General features: G+C 65.0%; 14 protein-coding genes and 1 pseudogene. 8 read left to right on the top strand and 7 right to left on the bottom strand.

Annotated elements, in window-relative coordinates:
* Positions 1-3: 3 nt before the first annotated feature.
* The 4 genes and pseudogenes from QK290_RS08655 to QK290_RS08640 form a co-directional block, all read right to left on the bottom strand.
* The gene (locus QK290_RS08655) at positions 4-432 is read right to left on the bottom strand and encodes a universal stress protein (RefSeq protein WP_282330277.1); all 429 of its coding nucleotides are present in this window, start codon (positions 430-432) and stop codon (positions 4-6) included.
* A 53-nt stretch (positions 433-485) separates the two neighbouring features.
* Entirely contained in the window at positions 486-1,790 is a 1,305-nt protein-coding gene (locus QK290_RS08650; RefSeq protein ID WP_282330276.1) for a PLP-dependent aminotransferase family protein, read from the bottom strand.
* A 56-nt stretch (positions 1,791-1,846) separates the two neighbouring features.
* The gene (locus QK290_RS08645) at positions 1,847-2,719 is read right to left on the bottom strand and encodes a hypothetical protein (RefSeq protein WP_282330275.1); all 873 of its coding nucleotides are present in this window, start codon (positions 2,717-2,719) and stop codon (positions 1,847-1,849) included.
* 216 nt (positions 2,720-2,935) lie between these two features.
* A pseudogene (locus tag QK290_RS08640) lies at positions 2,936-3,481 on the bottom strand (NADPH-dependent FMN reductase); the annotation flags it as partial.
* A gap of 20 nt (positions 3,482-3,501) precedes the next feature.
* Between QK290_RS08640 and QK290_RS08635 the strand changes: the two are divergent.
* The 6 genes from QK290_RS08635 (at position 3,502) to QK290_RS08610 (ending at position 11,115) form a co-directional block, all read left to right on the top strand.
* Entirely contained in the window at positions 3,502-3,633 is a 132-nt protein-coding gene (locus QK290_RS08635; protein ID WP_282330274.1) for a hypothetical protein, read from the top strand.
* Positions 3,634-3,996: 363 nt separating this feature from the next.
* On the top strand, positions 3,997-4,980 hold the full coding sequence (locus QK290_RS08630) for an ABC transporter permease (protein WP_282330273.1): 984 nt from the start codon (positions 3,997-3,999) through the stop codon (positions 4,978-4,980).
* A gap of 2 nt (positions 4,981-4,982) precedes the next feature.
* Positions 4,983-5,957 (top strand): ABC transporter permease, encoded by a 975-nt coding sequence (locus tag QK290_RS08625; protein ID WP_282330272.1) that lies wholly within the window; start codon positions 4,983-4,985, stop codon positions 5,955-5,957.
* Positions 5,954-8,185, top strand: coding sequence for an ABC transporter ATP-binding protein (locus QK290_RS08620; RefSeq protein ID WP_282330271.1), 2,232 nt, complete (start codon positions 5,954-5,956; stop codon positions 8,183-8,185). Before QK290_RS08625 ends, QK290_RS08620 begins: the two co-directional genes overlap by 4 nt.
* 49 nt (positions 8,186-8,234) lie before the next feature.
* Entirely contained in the window at positions 8,235-9,953 is a 1,719-nt protein-coding gene (locus QK290_RS08615) for an ABC transporter family substrate-binding protein (protein WP_282330270.1), read from the top strand.
* Between the two features lie 103 nt (positions 9,954-10,056).
* Complete coding sequence (locus tag QK290_RS08610; RefSeq protein ID WP_282330269.1) at positions 10,057-11,115, top strand: Gfo/Idh/MocA family oxidoreductase; 1,059 nt, start codon at positions 10,057-10,059, stop codon at positions 11,113-11,115.
* A gap of 79 nt (positions 11,116-11,194) precedes the next feature.
* Here QK290_RS08610 and ald read toward each other — a convergent pair whose 3' ends face one another.
* Positions 11,195-12,313 carry an alanine dehydrogenase gene (ald, locus tag QK290_RS08605; RefSeq protein ID WP_282330268.1) on the bottom strand — a complete coding sequence of 373 codons (1,119 nt, stop codon included), beginning with the start codon at positions 12,311-12,313 and terminating at the stop codon, positions 11,195-11,197.
* 233 nt (positions 12,314-12,546) lie between these two features.
* Between ald and QK290_RS08600 the strand changes: the two genes are divergently transcribed.
* Positions 12,547-13,764 (top strand): PucR family transcriptional regulator, encoded by a 1,218-nt coding sequence (locus QK290_RS08600; RefSeq protein ID WP_282330267.1) that lies wholly within the window; start codon positions 12,547-12,549, stop codon positions 13,762-13,764.
* Between the two features lie 80 nt (positions 13,765-13,844).
* On the opposite strand, the gene QK290_RS08595 is transcribed toward QK290_RS08600, so the two are convergent.
* Positions 13,845-14,240 (bottom strand): helix-turn-helix domain-containing protein, encoded by a 396-nt coding sequence (locus QK290_RS08595; RefSeq protein WP_282330266.1) that lies wholly within the window; start codon positions 14,238-14,240, stop codon positions 13,845-13,847.
* 49 nt (positions 14,241-14,289) lie between these two features.
* Between QK290_RS08595 and QK290_RS08590 the strand changes: the two genes are divergently transcribed.
* Complete coding sequence (locus QK290_RS08590) at positions 14,290-15,075, top strand: alpha/beta hydrolase (RefSeq protein ID WP_282330265.1); 786 nt, start codon at positions 14,290-14,292, stop codon at positions 15,073-15,075.
* Here the strand turns inward: QK290_RS08590 and QK290_RS08585 are convergent.
* The gene (locus tag QK290_RS08585) at positions 15,041-15,319 is read right to left on the bottom strand and encodes an HPr family phosphocarrier protein (RefSeq protein ID WP_282330264.1); all 279 of its coding nucleotides are present in this window, start codon (positions 15,317-15,319) and stop codon (positions 15,041-15,043) included. The two genes, QK290_RS08590 and QK290_RS08585, sit on opposite strands and share 35 nt — an antisense overlap.
* Positions 15,320-15,376: the final 57 nt, after the last annotated feature.

Raw genomic sequence — 15,376 nt, 5'->3', positions numbered from 1 at the left:
CAGTTAGTCGGCGTCGTAGGTGTTGGCGATGTAGACGTCGCACGTGGCATTGTGGGCCACGCTGTTGGCCACGCTTCCAAGAACCCGGCCGATGCCGCGCATCCGCCGGTTGCCCACCACAATCATCGTGGCGCCCAGGCGCTCGGATTCCTTGATGAGCGCTTCGGCAGGCTTGCCGCGGGCGGCCGAGTAGGTCACCTTAATGGAACCGGCCAGGGACTCGGCCACTGTCTTGGCAACATGCTGGGCACCGTCGGCGTCGGAAACGATCCACTGGTCGCTGCCTGAGCCGAAGATTTCGGTACGGTCGCTGTCGAAGGCTGAGACGACGTGAAGCGAGGCGCCCACGGCGGCGGCGAGATCCCGGGCCGATTCGGCGGCCTTCTTGGCGGTGCCACTGCCGTCGACGCCAACAACAATAATTCCGCTCATGCTTTGTACTCCTCGTTCAGTTTCACTCTTGGCCACACTCAGTCCGGCCAACGTTACAGCGCGGCAAGGGCTTCCCGCAGTACCGGTGCCAAACGGCGGACGCCTTCCTTGATGGCGTCGGGCGGAACGGCGCTGAACGCCAGCCGCAGCTTGTTGGACGGCGCATCAGACGGGGCGAAGGCAGCCCCGGGGATAAAGACGACACCGGCGTCGATCGCCTTCTGCAGCAGGGGATAGGTGTCCACGCCTTCCGGCAGTGTGACCCAGACGAAGAAGCCGCCTTCCGGGCTGGTCCAGCTGGTGCCGGCGGGCATGTGTTCGTCCAGGGCCGCGAGCATGGCAGTGCATCGCTCGGCGTACAGTTCCCGGTAGGTCTCGATCTGGCCCTTCCAGTCATAGTCCCTAAGGTAGGCGGACACCAGCATTTGGTTCAGCGTCGGCGGGCACAGCGTCACAGATTCGGATGCCAGGTAGTAGCGCCGCTGAAGGTGCTCCGGGACTAACGCCCAGCCGATGCGCAGGCCAGGGGCAAAGATCTTGGAGAATGATCCCATGTAGATGACATCGTCGGGGTTGGCGGCGCGGAGCGGTTCCAGTGGTTTCCCCTCGTACCGGAGGAGCCCATAGGGGTTGTCTTCCAGCACCAAAATATTCGCGTTCCGGCATATATCAACAACCCGCTGACGGCGCTCCTCCCCAAGGGTGATCCCCGAGGGATTGTTAAAGTTGGGGATCGTGTAGAGGAACTTGATGTTCTTCCCGGCTGTCTGGAGCGCGGCGATCCTGGCCTCCAGCAGCTCAGGCACCAGGCCGTCGTCGTCCATCTCCACCGTGGCCACCTCCACCTGGTAGGCCTCAAACGTGTTGAGGGCGCCCACATAGGTGGGATTCTCCACCAGCACCACGTCCCCCGGGTTGCAGAAGACCTTGACGGCGACATCCTGGGCCGACTGGGACCCTGCGGTGATCACCACGTTCTGCGGGAGCGCATCCAGGATTCCTTCGGCCGCCATTACCTCGCAGACCTGGGTGCGCAGTTCTTCGGTGCCCTGCCCGCCGCCGTACTGCAGGGCGGTGAGCCCCTCATCGGCGATGATGCTTGCAGCCGTGGCGGCCAGCCGCTCCAGCGGAAGGGATTGCAGGTAAGGGCTACCCCCGGCAAGGGACACCAGCCCGGGGCGCATCGAGATGTCAAAAACGTCCCGGACCGCCGATTGCTTAATGTTGGCTGCGCGCTCCGAAAACAGCGCCTCGTGGGGATGGGCGGCGCGGTGGGCGGACGTGGCCGCGCGCTCGATGGCATCAATGGCTTCGGCCGGCAGCTGCACTGCGTCGGCATCAAGTGTTTCGTGGGTCACATTCTCAGGATACAGCCGATAGTTGCTGATCAGGCAACATATGTTGATCAATTGGCCTAGTTGAGGCGCAATGCATCGGCGAGCCCCACGCCGTTGACGTAAACGTCGGCGCGGATTGCGCCCACCGATGCAACGGCAGTCTGTGTGAGCTGGGCCTCGATGCGCGGGATGTCGCACACCCCCGCTGGACGGAACGAGCCGGACAGGTAGACCGTCACAGACGTACCGTCGAAAGTGCCGGACAGGAACGTCAGGGTTGAGCCGGACAGGGAGTTGTACAGCCCGGGCATCGGTTCTGCGGCTCCGTCAAGCAGGGCGCGCATGGCATTGGCCAAAGGTTCCGCAGCTCCGGCCATGGTACGGCGGACGCCTGCCAGGCTGTCGTTGCAGCCAAAGCGCACACCTCCGGCCCCGCCGTCGTCCAGCAGTACGTAGTAGGCGGTCACCGTCTGGAATTCGGCGGACAGGCCAGGGGCCGGCACGGCCGAGGGCGGCGCCAGGGGCTCCAGGGCCGGCGATGGGCTTCCCGCCTTAGATGCGCCGGGTGCCGCACCGCCGCCGGGTGCCGCACCGCCGCCGGGCGTGGCAGTCCCGGGCGAAGCCGTTCCGGCCGCTGGACCGGTGCCCGGGCTCCGCTCCGGTATTCCGGTAACCCCGCCTGACGCTTGGCCGGAAAGCCCGGGGGGCAGGCCTGAGGACGGGCCGGTGGGCTCGGCGGGCGCGCCGGTGGCTGGCGGGGGCGCCTGCGGCTGCGGAACTGGAACCAGGGGCTGCTGGGCGCGGTCAGGGCGTTCAAGCGTGGTTGCACCGGACGGGGCGCTGCTGCCCGTACGCGGGTTCGAAGCGGGGGCGCAGCCTCCCAGCCACAGGGGAAGCGAGAGTGCTGCCGCTGTCGCCATCAGCTTTCCGGCGCTCTGCCTGCCTGCCATCTCTGCACCGCGTTCCCGTCCCCAATGCTTTCCGTGCATTTAACGTTACGGCGGTCCCTCCGCCCTGGAAATGCCGGCAGGGTACCGGTTGGAACAAGACTTGGTTACCTGCGCAGTGGCTGGTCCCGTTCCTGCTCACGGCGAGATAACAAATGCCCCGGACGCCTTGCGGTGGCCGGGGCATTTGGTTGTTTCTGGCCGCTGCGTGCGGCTGCCTTACGCTGCCGGCTGGGCGGCGGCGAGTGCGTCGAAGACGCCCTTGATCTGCTCGACTACCTCGGCGTCGTCCTTCGGGTGCAGCTCGGCGAAGCGGACCATGGAGCCGGGGACCGCGAGCTTGACGTCCTCAAGCACCTGAGCGCCGGCAATGCCCACTGCCTTGCGGGCTTCGTCCTGGGCCCACACGCCACCGAACTGGCCAAATGCGGTACCAACGACGGCGGTGGGCTTGCCGGAGAGGGCGCCGGCACCGAAGGGGCGGGACAGCCAGTCGATGGCGTTCTTCAGCGATGCGGGCACCGTGCCGTTGTGTTCCGGGGTCACCAGGAGAAGGATGTCCGCTTCGTTGGCGGCCGCGCGGAGGGCGGCGGCTGCTGCGGGAACCTGGCCATCAACGTCGATGTCCTCGTTGTAGAACCGGATATTGCCCAGGCTTTCGTGGATGACCACGTCAACCGGCTCGCAAGCGTTCAGCTGGATGGCTTCGGCCAGCTTCTGGTTGGTGGACTCGGCGCGGAGGCTGCCAACAAGGGTAAGAACGGTGGGACGCGGACCCGTTGCTGATGGCCATCTCCCTGGCCGCCACGCTGGATCCGGACCGGCTCCTGCGCGCCGTCCGCTCCCGGGGCCTGGCGCCTGAACGGTTGACCGATTCCTGGCGGGACCTTGTCACTCGCGTGGTCGGCGGGCGGTAAGCTACGCCTAACTCTGTCGAATCGTCCAGTCACATCAATTCCACTGAATTATTCATAACAATCTGATACTGCGGGCACGGATTCCGAGCAGGTGCCCGCATTCCAGACGCTACTCTGTGGTAGTTTCCTGTGGAATGTGACCCGCAACATAGTCCACCCGGACTTAATCTGAGCTGGTCGCGGTAAACCGGCTACACGCTGGTGGAAACCCGGTGGCGGCGAGACCCGTTGCGGGCCGGGGAAATCGGAAGGATCTGGAACGTGGATGCAGTGAAGGCAGGAACTCCGTTGCCAGCCCAAGGTAACCCCTTGGAGTGTTCGTCCATAGTCCAGGTGGCAAAGAGATCCTGAAGTAGCTGCCAAATGATCAGGTACCTCGCCAAGCGCGGCATCACCTACGTCTTCATGATTTTCCTGACCACGTCTGCCGGCTATTTCCTGGCGGTCAGTTCGCTCAAGCCGGCGCTCCTCGAACAGGAACGGATTCCCCGGCCCACACCCGAGCAAGTAGCCAATTCCATGCGCCTGAAAGGCCTGGACCCGGACCTCAGCCCATGGGAGCGCTACGTGGAGTGGCTCACCGGGATCGTGACCCGCTGGGACTGGGGACGCAGCCCCAACGGCGCATTCATCAACGCTGAATTCGGGGACCGCGTCTGGATCTCCACCCGGCTCTTCCTGGCATCCATCGTCCTGACCCTTGTCATCGGCGTCGCCCTCGGGGTGTACTCGGCGGCCCGGCAGTACAAGTTCCAGGACCGGGTGATTACCTCCTACAGCTACCTCGCGTACATCGTGCCCGCCCCCATTGCTTACTTCCTGGTGCAGCTCGGTGCCATCAACATCAACGAAACCGTCGGGGAGCGTATCTTCTTCGTGACCGGCATCTCCACGCCGGGCATACAGCCCGGGTGGGCCCAGTTTGTGGACATGGTGGGTCATTATTCGGTTCCGACCATCGCCATCACCCTGGTCGGCTGGGGTTCGTACCAGATCGCGCAGCGCCAGTACCTGCTTGATAACGTCAATGCGGACTTCGTCCGGACGGCGCGCGCCAAGGGGCTGACGCGGAACCAGGCCATTTCCCGGCACGCGCTTCGGGTTTCGTTCATCCCGGTCGCCCAAAGCATCGCGTTCACCATCCCGGCCATCTTCGCGGGCGGCTTTTTCGCGGAGAAGATCTTCGCCTGGCCCGGCGTGGGCTCCTGGAGCATTGACGCTATCTCGCTGCAGGACGTTAACGCTGCCACGGCCACCCTCGCCTACGGCTCGATCATCTTCGCCCTGGGCGCCATTCTCGCCGACTTCGCCACCACGCTTGTGGACCCGAGAGTGAGGGTGCAGTAGCCATGACCAACCTCAATGCCATTGATCCGGCGGCGGTCGCGCAGGACGCGCATCTCGAAAGCGCCGATGTGGTGATTGCCAAGTCCACCATCATTTTCCGCCGTTTTATGCGGAACAAGACGGCCGTCGCCGGGCTGGCGATCTTCCTGGGCCTGACCCTCTTCTCCTTCGTGGGAGGGTTCTTTACGCCTTGGGACAAGGAGACCCTCGATCCCTTCAGCATCGGCATGCCGCCGTCCGCTGAGCACTTCCTGGGCACGTCGCAGGCCGGCATCGACCTTTACGCCATGACTGTCGAAGGCACCCGGATCTCCATCCTGATCGGCCTGGTGGTGGGCCTCGTGTCCGTCCTGGTTGCGGCGGTCTACGGCTGCACCATGGCCTATTTTGGCGGAAAAGTGGACAAGGTGATGCTCTTCGTCCTGGAGGCGCTCATCATGATGCCCGCCCTGCTGGTGGTGGCCGTAGCCACCAGCGGCGGAGGGGACGGCCTGAAGAAGAACCTCCCCAGCTGGCTCCTGCTGATCATCGTGCTCCTGGTGTTCAGCTGGATGGGGACCGCGCGGCTTATCCGCTCGATGTCCATGTCGCTGATGCAGCGGGATTTCGTCAAGGCGGCCCAGTACATGGGCGTCCCGCCGCCGCGCATCGTGTGGCGGCACCTGGTCCCCAACATCGGATCGCTGCTGGTCCTGGACATCACCCGCGGCGTCACCGGGGCCATCCTGGCCGAAGTGGCTTTCTCCTTCATCGGCATCGGCATCAAGGTGCCGGATGTGAGCCTCGGCGTGCTGATTGGCGGCGCCACGTCCCAGGTCCAGACCTTCCCCTGGATGTTCTGGGTCCCGCTCACCGTGATGTTCCTGCTCACGGGGTCCCTGGCCATGATGAACGATGGCCTGCGTGACGCCTTTGACCCGAGCTCCAGTTCGGTTGGCCGGGCCAAGAAGAACAGCGCAGAGAAGAAGAGCAAATGAGCACCTTCCTTGAGCCGGCTGACCCGGCCCCCACAGCCGCCGAGCGGCTCCACATCGCCGGTCTCCACTCGCCGTCGGACGCTGTCCTGTCCGTCAGGGACCTGAACGTCAGCTTCAACTCCGAAAACGGGGCTGTGCATGCCGTTCGGGGCGTCAACTTCGACCTGATGCCCGGCAAAACCCTGGGAATCGTGGGGGAGTCCGGGTCCGGCAAGTCGGTGACGTCGCTGGCCATCATGGGCCTGCTGCCCACCACGGCCCAGATCTCCGGTTCCGTCAGGCTCAAAGGCAAGGAACTCCTGGGCCTGAGCGACAAGGCAATGTGCGCCTACCGCGGCAACGACATCGCCATGGTGTTCCAGGACCCGCTGTCCTCCCTCACCCCGGTGTACACGGTGGGCACCCAGATCACCGAGGCCCTCACCATCCACAACCCGGGCATGAGCAAAGCGGCGAAGGAAACCCGCGCCGTCGAGCTCCTGGCGATGGTGGGCATTCCCAGCCCCCGGAACAGGCTCCGGGCCTTTCCGCATGAGTTCTCCGGCGGCATGCGCCAGCGCGTGATGATCGCCATCGCCATCGCCAACGACCCGCGCGTACTGATCGCGGATGAGCCGACGACGGCACTGGACGTCACCATCCAGGCCCAGGTGCTTGAGGTGCTGCATAAGGCGCAGGAGGAAACGGGCGCCGCCGTCGTGATGATCACGCACGATCTGGGCGTGGTGGCGGGCATCGCCGACGACATCATGGTGATGTACGCCGGCAAGCCGGTGGAAACCGGCAGCGTGGATGACATCTACTACGATCCCCGGATGCCCTACACGATGGGCCTGCTCGGGGCGGTCCCGCGCGTGGACGTCGCGGAGAAATCCTCGCTGGTCCCCATCGACGGCATCCCGCCGAACCTCCTCCACACCCCCACCGGCTGCTCCTTCGCGCCGCGGTGCCCGCTGGTGACCGACGCCTGCCTCGACGGCGAACCCTCCTTGAACCCGGTTCCGGGAGCTAACTACCACCAGGCGGCGTGCATCAAATCCGGCTCCCTTGGCGCGGACGTGGATGTCCACGACATCTTTTCCGCCCCGCCGGTCCCTGCCTCCCGCTTTGACCTCATGCCCCGCGCGGAACGCGCAACAGTGCTGGAACTCAAGGATGTCCGCAAGCACTTTCCCCTGACCAAGGGCGCCCTGCTCAAGCGGCGCATCGGCACCGTGAAGGCCGTGGACGGCCTGAGCTTCGACATCCGCGAAGGCGAATGCTTCTCCATCGTGGGAGAGTCCGGGTCGGGTAAAACCACCACCCTGCTCGAAATCATGGAGTTCCATAAGGACCAGGACGGCGAGGTGCTCATCGGCGGCATCAGCAACAAGCAGGCCGCCGACGCCAGGACCAAAAGCGCCATGCGCAGGGAAATGCAGATGGTTTTCCAGGATCCCACCGGCGCCCTCGACCCCCGTTTCACCGTCTACGAGGTCCTGGCCGAGCCGCTGCAGAACGCCGGACTCAGCAAGCCGGACATCAAAAAACGCATCATGGAACTGATGAAACTGGTGGGCCTGCAGCCGGACCACGTCAACCGGTTCCCCAACCAGTTCTCCGGCGGCCAGCGGCAGCGCGTCGGCATCGCCCGGGCCCTGGCCGTGAACCCCAAACTGGTGGTCCTGGACGAGCCGGTGTCCGCGCTGGACGTCTCGGTCCAGGCAGGCGTGATCAACCTACTGGATAAGCTCCGCGCCGAGCTGGGGCTCAGCTACCTGATGGTGGCCCACGACCTCTCCGTGGTCCGCCACATCTCCAACCGGGTGGCTGTCATGTACCTGGGCAAGATCGTCGAGATCGGTGAAGTTGACCGGGTCTTCGATAACCCCCGCCACCCGTATACCCGCGCACTGCTGTCCGCGATCCCTGTCCCCGACCCGCAGTTCGAGCGCACCCGGGAGCGGATCATCCTCCAGGGGGACCTGCCGTCCCCGTTGGATGCGCCGAAGGGCTGCAATTTCGCCACCCGCTGCCCCGTCTTCGCGGCGCTTCCCGCTGCGAAGCAGGAGCAGTGCCTGACCCTGGAGCCGCCCCTGGGACCCGTGCAGCCTTCGCGGGCGGTGCAGGTTGTGGAGACCGGTCCGGTGCCCGTGCCGGACCAGCAGTTCGCCTGCTTCTTCCCCGACGGCGAACTCGACGAGCACATGCTGGTGGTCCACGAAACAGCGGAACCCCATGCACCCTAGATTTTTTCGACCCATCACAAGCATCACCCGCACCTATGAAGGGAAACCCATGAGGAATCTGACCAAGATCGGCGGCGCCGCGGCCATTGCCGCAGCCCTGACGCTGACGGCCTGCGGCGGTGGAGGCACACCCACCGGACCGGAAACTGCTAAGGGGCAGGAGGCGGGCAGCGACCTCGCCAAGCTCATCAGCATCAACGAGAAGCCGGCCGCGGACTTGGAGCCCGGCGGCAAGGTCACGCTGCCGCTCGGCAACATCGGACCGGACTTCAACGGGTTCTCCAACAATGGCAACAGTGCGGACAACTCCGCCCTGCAGATCCCCATGAACCCGGTGGCCGTGAACAGCGGCGGCATTGGCGGCTGCTGGAAGGTCGACTTCGTCGGCAAGGCAACACCGAACAAGGACTTCTGCGAGTCCGTGGAGAGCAAGGTGGTGGACGGCGAGCAGACCGTCACCATCAAGGTTAACCCGAAGGCCACCTACAACGACGGCACGCCGATCGACGTCAAGGCCTTCCAGAACACCTGGAACATCCTCAAGAGCCCGGATGCCGGCTACGACATCGTGAGCTCCGGAGCCTACGAATTCGTTGAGTCCGTGGAGGCCGGCAGCAGCGATAAGGAAGTCATCGTCAAGACCTCCCAGCCGGTCTACCCGCTGGATGCCCTCTTCTTCGGCCTGATCCACCCTGCTGTGAACACGCCTGAACTCTTCAACGAGGGCTTCAACGGCGAAATGCACCCCGAGTGGATGGCCGGACCGTTCAAGCTGGACCAGTACGACACCGCAGCCAAGACGGTAACGCTGGTTCCCAACGACAAGTGGTGGGGTACCAAGCCGGTCCTGGCAAACGTCGTCTTCCGCCAGCTGGAGACCAGCGCACAGATCGCCGCTTTCAAGAACGGCGAGATCGACGCCATGTCAGCCAACACCATCTCCCTCTACAAGCAACTGGAGGGTACCAAGGACTCCGAGGTCCGCCGCGGCCAGCGTCTCTTCGCGGGCGGCATGAACATCAATGCCAAGAAGATCACTGACGTTGCCGTCCGTGAAGCCATGTTTGCCGCCGTCGACCGCGACGCCCTGCGCAAGGTCCGCTTCAACGGGCTGAACTGGGAGGAGCCCAGCCCCGGTTCCATGATGTTGCTGCCATTCTCCGAGTACTACCAGGACACCTACCCCGTAAAGGAGACCGGTCCGGATGCAGCCAAGAAGGTCCTGACCGACGCCGGCTACAAGGCCAACGCCGCCGGCGTCATGGAGAAGGACGGCAAGCCCGCTGCCTTCAAGATCAGCAACTTCGGTGACGACCCCACCACCCTTGCCTTCACCCAGACCCTGCAGAAGCAGCTCCAGGCCGGCGGCATGGATGTTGGCATTGACCAGCGCGCCTCTGCCGACTTCGGCAAGGTCATGGGCGCACGCGATTTCGATGTTAGCGTTTCCGGCTACACCGTCGGCCCCGATGCCACGGACGCCGTCAAGCAGTACTACGACTCCAAGACCGACCTAAACGGCCTGGGCGATGCCGAGCTGGACAAGAAAATTGCCGATCTCGCCTCCATCGAGGACAACGCCGAGCGCAACAAGGCAGCCATGGACGTAGAAAAGGAACACATGTCCAAGTACTTCTCCATGGGAGTTGTGATGAACGGCCCGCAGATCTCCTTCGTCCGCACCGGCCTGGCCAACTACGGCCCGTCCCTCTTCCAGAGCCTCTCCCAGGTTCCGGACTGGTCCACTCTGGGCTGGATCAAGAAGTAACCCACTGTAACGCTCTCTCACTTCCGGCAGGTCTGCGGGAAGTGAGAGAGCGTTTGGCTTTAATGCACATTAACTGCGAGAGGGTGGGGGTACGGTTTTGCCTATGACCTGGACTGAACCCGAACGCCGTATCCGCACCGCCGTCGTCGGCTATGGCCTGTCCGGCAGCGTTTTCCACGCGCCGCTCATCGCGGCAGATCCCCGCTACTCGCTGGACGTTATCGCCACGTCCGACGCCGGGAGGCAGGCTGCCGCGACGCAGCGGTACCCGGGCGTCAAAACAGTGCCCGACGGCGACGCGGTGCTTGCGCTGGCCGGTGACTTTGACCTTGTGGTGCTGGGGACCCCGCCGGCCACTCACTTTCCGTTGGCAAAGGCCGCGCTGGAGGCTGGGCTGGATGTTGTGGTGGACAAGCCTTTCGCCGTCAGCAGTGCCGAGGGGCAGGAGCTGATCGCCCTCGCGCATCGGCTGTGCCGCGTGCTCACGGTCTTCCAGAACCGGCGTTGGGACGGCGATTTTTTGACCGTGCAGAAGTTGCTGGCCGGCGAAGCCCTGGGGAGCGTGACCCGCTTTGAGTCCAGCTTTGAACGCTGGTCCCCGGACATCTCGAAGGCCTGGAAAGCCAGCGCCACGGCAGCGGACGGCGGCGGCGTGCTGTTCGACCTTGGCACGCACCTTATCGACCAGGCGCTTTTGCTCTTCGGTCCCGCCACCGTGGCTTACGCAGAACTGCAGGCGCGGCGTCCGCGCGAGAAGGTGGACGATGACGTGTTCCTGGTGCTCAACCACGAGTCCGGGGTGACCAGCCACCTGGGCATGAACATGCTCTGCGCCCAGCCGGGTCCGCGGTTCCGCATCCTCGGATCCGCTGGCGGGTTCACCAAGCACGGGATCGATCCGCAGGAGCCGTTCATTGCTGCCGGCGGCGGCCCGCTGGACCCCGAATACGGGGTTGAGGCGCCGGAATGGGCAGGATCCCTAGGCCGCGGCGGCCACCTCGATCCGCTGCCCACCGAACGAGGCGCCTACCCCGAGTTCTACCGGCTGCTGGCAGCCAAGATCGACGACGGCGGTGCCTCCTCCAACCTGCCCCACCCGGTGGACCCGGCAGACGCCGTCGAGGTCCTCAAGATAATAGAAGCAGCAAGGAAGCTGGCTTAAACGACCCGGTGGTTGAGCTTGTCGAAACCCGGGTTTCGACAAGCTCAACCACCGAACGTCGGAACGGCAACCAAGATGACTAAGCAGAGACCAGTTCGTGCCAGTCCGAAACGAGGGGCAGGTTATGTGCCTCGGAGACGGAGTGGTGTGCCACGTGGCCGCCGGCGATGTTGAGGCCGGCGGCGAGGGCCGGGTCGCGGTCGAATGCGGCCTTGACGCCCAGGTTGGCCAGGGCCACTGCGTAGCGCAGGGTGACGTTGGTCAGTGCGTAGGTGGAGGTGTTGGGTACGGCGCCGGGCATGTTGGCGACGCAGTAGAAGATCGTGTTGTGGACCTTGTACGTCGGTTCCTGGTGCGTCGTGGGGTGGGTGTCCTCGAAGCAGCCGCCCTGGTCCACGGCAATGTCCACCAGCACGGAGCCGGGCTTCATGCGGGCCACGAGTTCGTTGGTGACGAGCTTGGGGGCCTTGGCACCGGGGATCAGGACGGAGCCGATCACCAGGTCTGCGTCCACCACTGACTTTTCGATCTCGTACTTGTTGGAGGCCACGGTCTTGAGTCGGCCCTGGTACTGGGCATCCAGTTCGCGCAGGCGGTTGATGTTGATGTCCAGGATGGTCACGTCGGCGCCCAAGCCCAGGGCCATCGCGGCGGCGTTGGTGCCTGCCACGCCGGCGCCGAGGACAACCACCTTCGCCGGGCGGACACCCGGTACGCCGCCGAGCAGGACGCCCTTGCCACCGGCGGGTGCCATCAGGGACGTGGCGCCTACCTGCACGGAAAGGCGGCCGGCAACCTCGGACATGGGGGCCAGCAACGGCAGCGTGCGGCCTTCCTGCACGGTCTCGTAGGCGATCGCGGTGACGCCGGAGTTAATGAGTTCCTGCGTGAGTTCGGGCTCTGCGGCCAGGTGGAGGTACGTGAAGAGGATCATGCCCTTACGGAAGCGGTGGTACTCGGCCTTGATGGGTTCTTTGACCTTCATGACCATGTCGGCCCGGCCCCAGACGTCATCTGCCTCGGCCACGATTTCGGCACCGGCGATCGCGTATTCCTCGTCCGTGATCCCTGAGCCCAGGCCGGCGCCGCGCTCCACCAGGACCGTGTGGCCGTGGGTGCGGAACTCGTGAACGCCGGCAGCGGTGATGGCGACGCGGAATTCGTTGTTCTTGATCTCTTTGGGGACACCGATGATCATTTGTGGCTCCATATTCTCAGACCGGGTAGGCCCGAAATTGCGGGGGAAGTTGTGATTCCAGAATAGATCCGGTTGTGACCCAACTGACAGGAAAGCAAAACTGGGGGCCTCCAGGCCCCTTGTCAGTTCGGGGTTTTTTAGTTTCACTACTCGACATATGTACAGCTTGAGAACGTCAGGTGTCGCCTGCCGTTCGTTCGCCGGGATGCTGGCTGGAGCAGTAGTGTTACCCCATGCAGCAGGACGTGGAACAACTCGTTGAGCAGGTGGCGCAGAAGCTAGGGCGGGGACTGTCCCTGGAGGACCTTGATGGACTGCTGCTCGCTTACAGCTCCAACCAGTCCCATGCGGACCGGGTCCGGGTGAACTTCCTGTTGAGCAAGCGCGTCCCGGCCGATGTCAGCGCCTGGCAGCTTTCCCACGGCATCGCCACGGCGGTCCGCCCGGTAGCGATTCCCGCCAACCAGGAGCTCGGGATGCTGGGCAGGGTGTGTGTTCCCTTGATGGTGCGCGGATTCCGTGTCGGCTACCTGTGGGTGCAGCAGGACTCGGCTGAGGAAAATCCGAGGGCGATCCTCACCCAGTTGCCGGACGTGGCACCGCAGGTGGAGCGGCTCTCCGGCCTGCTGCTGGAGTCCAACACGGCCGAGTCCGAGTTCAGGAGGGGCCGCGAACGCGAGTTCCTGGCAGCCTGTTCAGGCGATGCCAACGCGGTGGCTGCCGTGGCGGGGTGGAAGGAAATCCAGGGCAAGGGGCCGTGGCAGATGATCACAGTGCTAGACGCCGATGGCTGGGCCGGCGGTCCGGACCCCATCGCCTCCATGCTGATCCACCGGTCGGCGGCGCTGCAGGCGACGGTTGGAGTGGACGTGGCGCTGTTCAGCGCCGGCACGGAAACCCACTCGGTGGTGCTGTTCCGTGAGACGGTGGGCCGGGCCAACCATGCCCAGGTACTGGTCCACTACCAGCTGGAGTTGGCCAAGCGTTCGGGCCGGCCGGTGCACCGCATCATCCTTGGCATCAGCGAGGGTTTTGCCAAGCCGCGGGAGCTTGCCGAGGCGTACGGGCAGTCCCGGCTGGCGGCGCAGGCGGCAGCCGTGGACCCCCAGCTCGGCGAACTGGTGGACTGCCGTGCCACCGGGGTGTACCAGCTGCTGGCATCGGCGGGTGGGGGAGCCGGCGCCTGGGCTGACTCCGGGTCTGTTTATGTGCGAATGCTGGAGGACCACGACCGCAACGATGAGCTGCTCCCCGTTCTGGAGCTCATCTATGACAACGACGGTTCGGTCCAGGACGTGGCCACCAAACTCCACCTGCACCGCAGCAGCATCTACAACCGGCTGGGCCGTATCCGGCAGCTTCTGGGCGTGGACCCGCTGAGGGGGATGTCCCGGCTGGAACTCCATGCGGCACTGAAAATGCGACGCTGGGCGTCGCGCCCGCGGATCTAACGCGCGGAGGCGGCCACCCCGGATCCAGCCACCCCGGATCCAGCCACCCCGGGTCCAGCCACACCGGGTCCAGCCCTGAGCTAGGCCTGCGCTGGTTTCTCCTGCTGATCCAGCTTCTTCTGCCGGTCCAGCCAGGCCATGATGGCCGCGAGCCTGATCCGGCGGTGCGTGCCGCGGTATTCAACGGGGATCTCGCCGCGATCGGTCATGTTGCGCAGATACGTGTGGGAAATCCCGGCGAGTTCGGCCGCCTGGGAGGTGGTGAGCATTTCCTCCACGCTGCTGACGGTCACCGCTTCGCCGCGGCTGAACCGGCGAAGGAGATCTACGACGGCGTCCCTTGCCTCAGGCGTCAGCCGGTGGACCGTGCCGTCCACAAAAACGGTAATGTCGTTGCCGCCCTCAAGAGCCCGCTGCAGTTTTCCTGCGTCGTCGGCCGGCAGGCCGCCAGTCATCCGGGGAGCTATCAGTGCCATGCCATCAGCCTAACCCTGCACCTCCGGGCGGCGGCGGTAAGCTCGCGGGATGAAACTCAGTGATGGCGAGGACATTGAGTCCGGCGGGCTGGCCGGCAGGCTGTACCGCTCCGTGGCGCCGGCAAGCGATATGCAGCGGCCGACCTATGTTCTGCTCCACGGGATCGGCGTTTCCCACCGCTACTTCGTGCGGCTGCACCGGGTGCTGGCCCTCACAGCCGACGTCTACTCCTTTGACCTCCCAGGGTTTGGCGACGCGCCCAGGCCCCGGCGCCAGGTTCCGGTGGGGGAGTATGCGGCGTTCGTGCGGGCAGCGCTGACTACGGCCGGTGTGACGTCCTGCGTGGTGATCGGGCATTCCATGGGTACCCAGCATGCCGCTGAACTCGCCCTGCAGGAGCCGGAGCTCGTGGACGCGGTGGTGCTGATGGGTCCGGTGGTGGACCCCCGCCGAGCGTCGGTGGCGCGGCAGGCGCTGGCGTTGACCCGCGACGCCATGTTCAGCGAGAGCCCGTCGGCGAATGCCATCGTCTTCGCGGACTATTTCCGGGCCGGCCCGCGCTGGTACCTCACCGAGCTGCCGGTGATGATGCAGTATCCCCTTGAGACCAGGATCCGTGGAATCAGCCAACCGCTGCTGGTGCTGCGGGGCGGCCAGGACCCGGTGGCCGGCCGCCACTGGTGCCGGCGGCTGGCTTCCCAGGCCCCGCAGGGCAGCATGTCGGAAATTCCGGGCCATGGCCACGTTTTCCAGCACACGGCGCCGGGACCGGCGGCCGCCGCGATCTCCAGCTGGGCCCCTATTCGGCGTCGAGGTCCGTTTCCAGGAGCTTGACCAGCGAGTCCAGTGCCGCGTCGGCGCCGTCACCTGCAGCCCGGAGCACCACAACATCGCCCTTGGCGGCGCCCAGGGTCATCAGCGACAGGATGCTCGAAGCGTCCAGTGCGTCGTCCTCCGGGTCGCCCTGCATGGCAATGGTGACTTCAACTCCCACGTCCCCCGCGGCTTCAGCAAACAGCGCGGCGGGGCGCGCGTGCAGGCCGGAGCGGCTGGCGATGGTGGCGATGCGTTCTGGCATTGTTCCTCCTGGTGGGTGCTTCTTGGTGGTTGGCTGGCTGTCTGGAGCGGCAGGCGC

The organism is Pseudarthrobacter sp. AL07 (assembly GCF_029960665.1).
Taxonomy (GTDB): Bacteria; Actinomycetota; Actinomycetes; order Actinomycetales; family Micrococcaceae; genus Arthrobacter.
Note: the sequence above shows the minus strand (reverse complement) of the source record. Positions and strands in the feature narration are given on the sequence as shown.

What these genes read in the sequence shown, in the direction of transcription:
- QK290_RS08655 (WP_282330277.1), bottom strand. Translation starts at nt 432, where the DNA reads ATGAGCGGAATTATTGTTGTTGGCGTCGACGGCAGTGGCACCGCCAAG.
- QK290_RS08645 (WP_282330275.1), bottom strand. Translation starts at nt 2,719, where the DNA reads ATGGCAGGCAGGCAGAGCGCCGGAAAGCTGATGGCGACAGCGGCAGCA.
- QK290_RS08635 (WP_282330274.1), top strand. Translation starts at nt 3,502, where the DNA reads ATGGCCATCTCCCTGGCCGCCACGCTGGATCCGGACCGGCTCCTGCGC.
- QK290_RS08630 (WP_282330273.1), top strand. Translation starts at nt 3,997, where the DNA reads ATGATCAGGTACCTCGCCAAGCGCGGCATCACCTACGTCTTCATGATT.
- QK290_RS08625 (WP_282330272.1), top strand. Translation starts at nt 4,983, where the DNA reads ATGACCAACCTCAATGCCATTGATCCGGCGGCGGTCGCGCAGGACGCG.
- QK290_RS08620 (WP_282330271.1), top strand. Translation starts at nt 5,954, where the DNA reads ATGAGCACCTTCCTTGAGCCGGCTGACCCGGCCCCCACAGCCGCCGAG.
- QK290_RS08615 (WP_282330270.1), top strand. Translation starts at nt 8,235, where the DNA reads ATGAGGAATCTGACCAAGATCGGCGGCGCCGCGGCCATTGCCGCAGCC.
- QK290_RS08610 (WP_282330269.1), top strand. Translation starts at nt 10,057, where the DNA reads ATGACCTGGACTGAACCCGAACGCCGTATCCGCACCGCCGTCGTCGGC.
- ald (WP_282330268.1), bottom strand. Translation starts at nt 12,313, where the DNA reads ATGATCATCGGTGTCCCCAAAGAGATCAAGAACAACGAATTCCGCGTC.
- QK290_RS08600 (WP_282330267.1), top strand. Translation starts at nt 12,547, where the DNA reads ATGCAGCAGGACGTGGAACAACTCGTTGAGCAGGTGGCGCAGAAGCTA.
- QK290_RS08595 (WP_282330266.1), bottom strand. Translation starts at nt 14,240, where the DNA reads ATGGCACTGATAGCTCCCCGGATGACTGGCGGCCTGCCGGCCGACGAC.
- QK290_RS08590 (WP_282330265.1), top strand. Translation starts at nt 14,290, where the DNA reads ATGAAACTCAGTGATGGCGAGGACATTGAGTCCGGCGGGCTGGCCGGC.
- QK290_RS08585 (WP_282330264.1), bottom strand. Translation starts at nt 15,319, where the DNA reads ATGCCAGAACGCATCGCCACCATCGCCAGCCGCTCCGGCCTGCACGCG.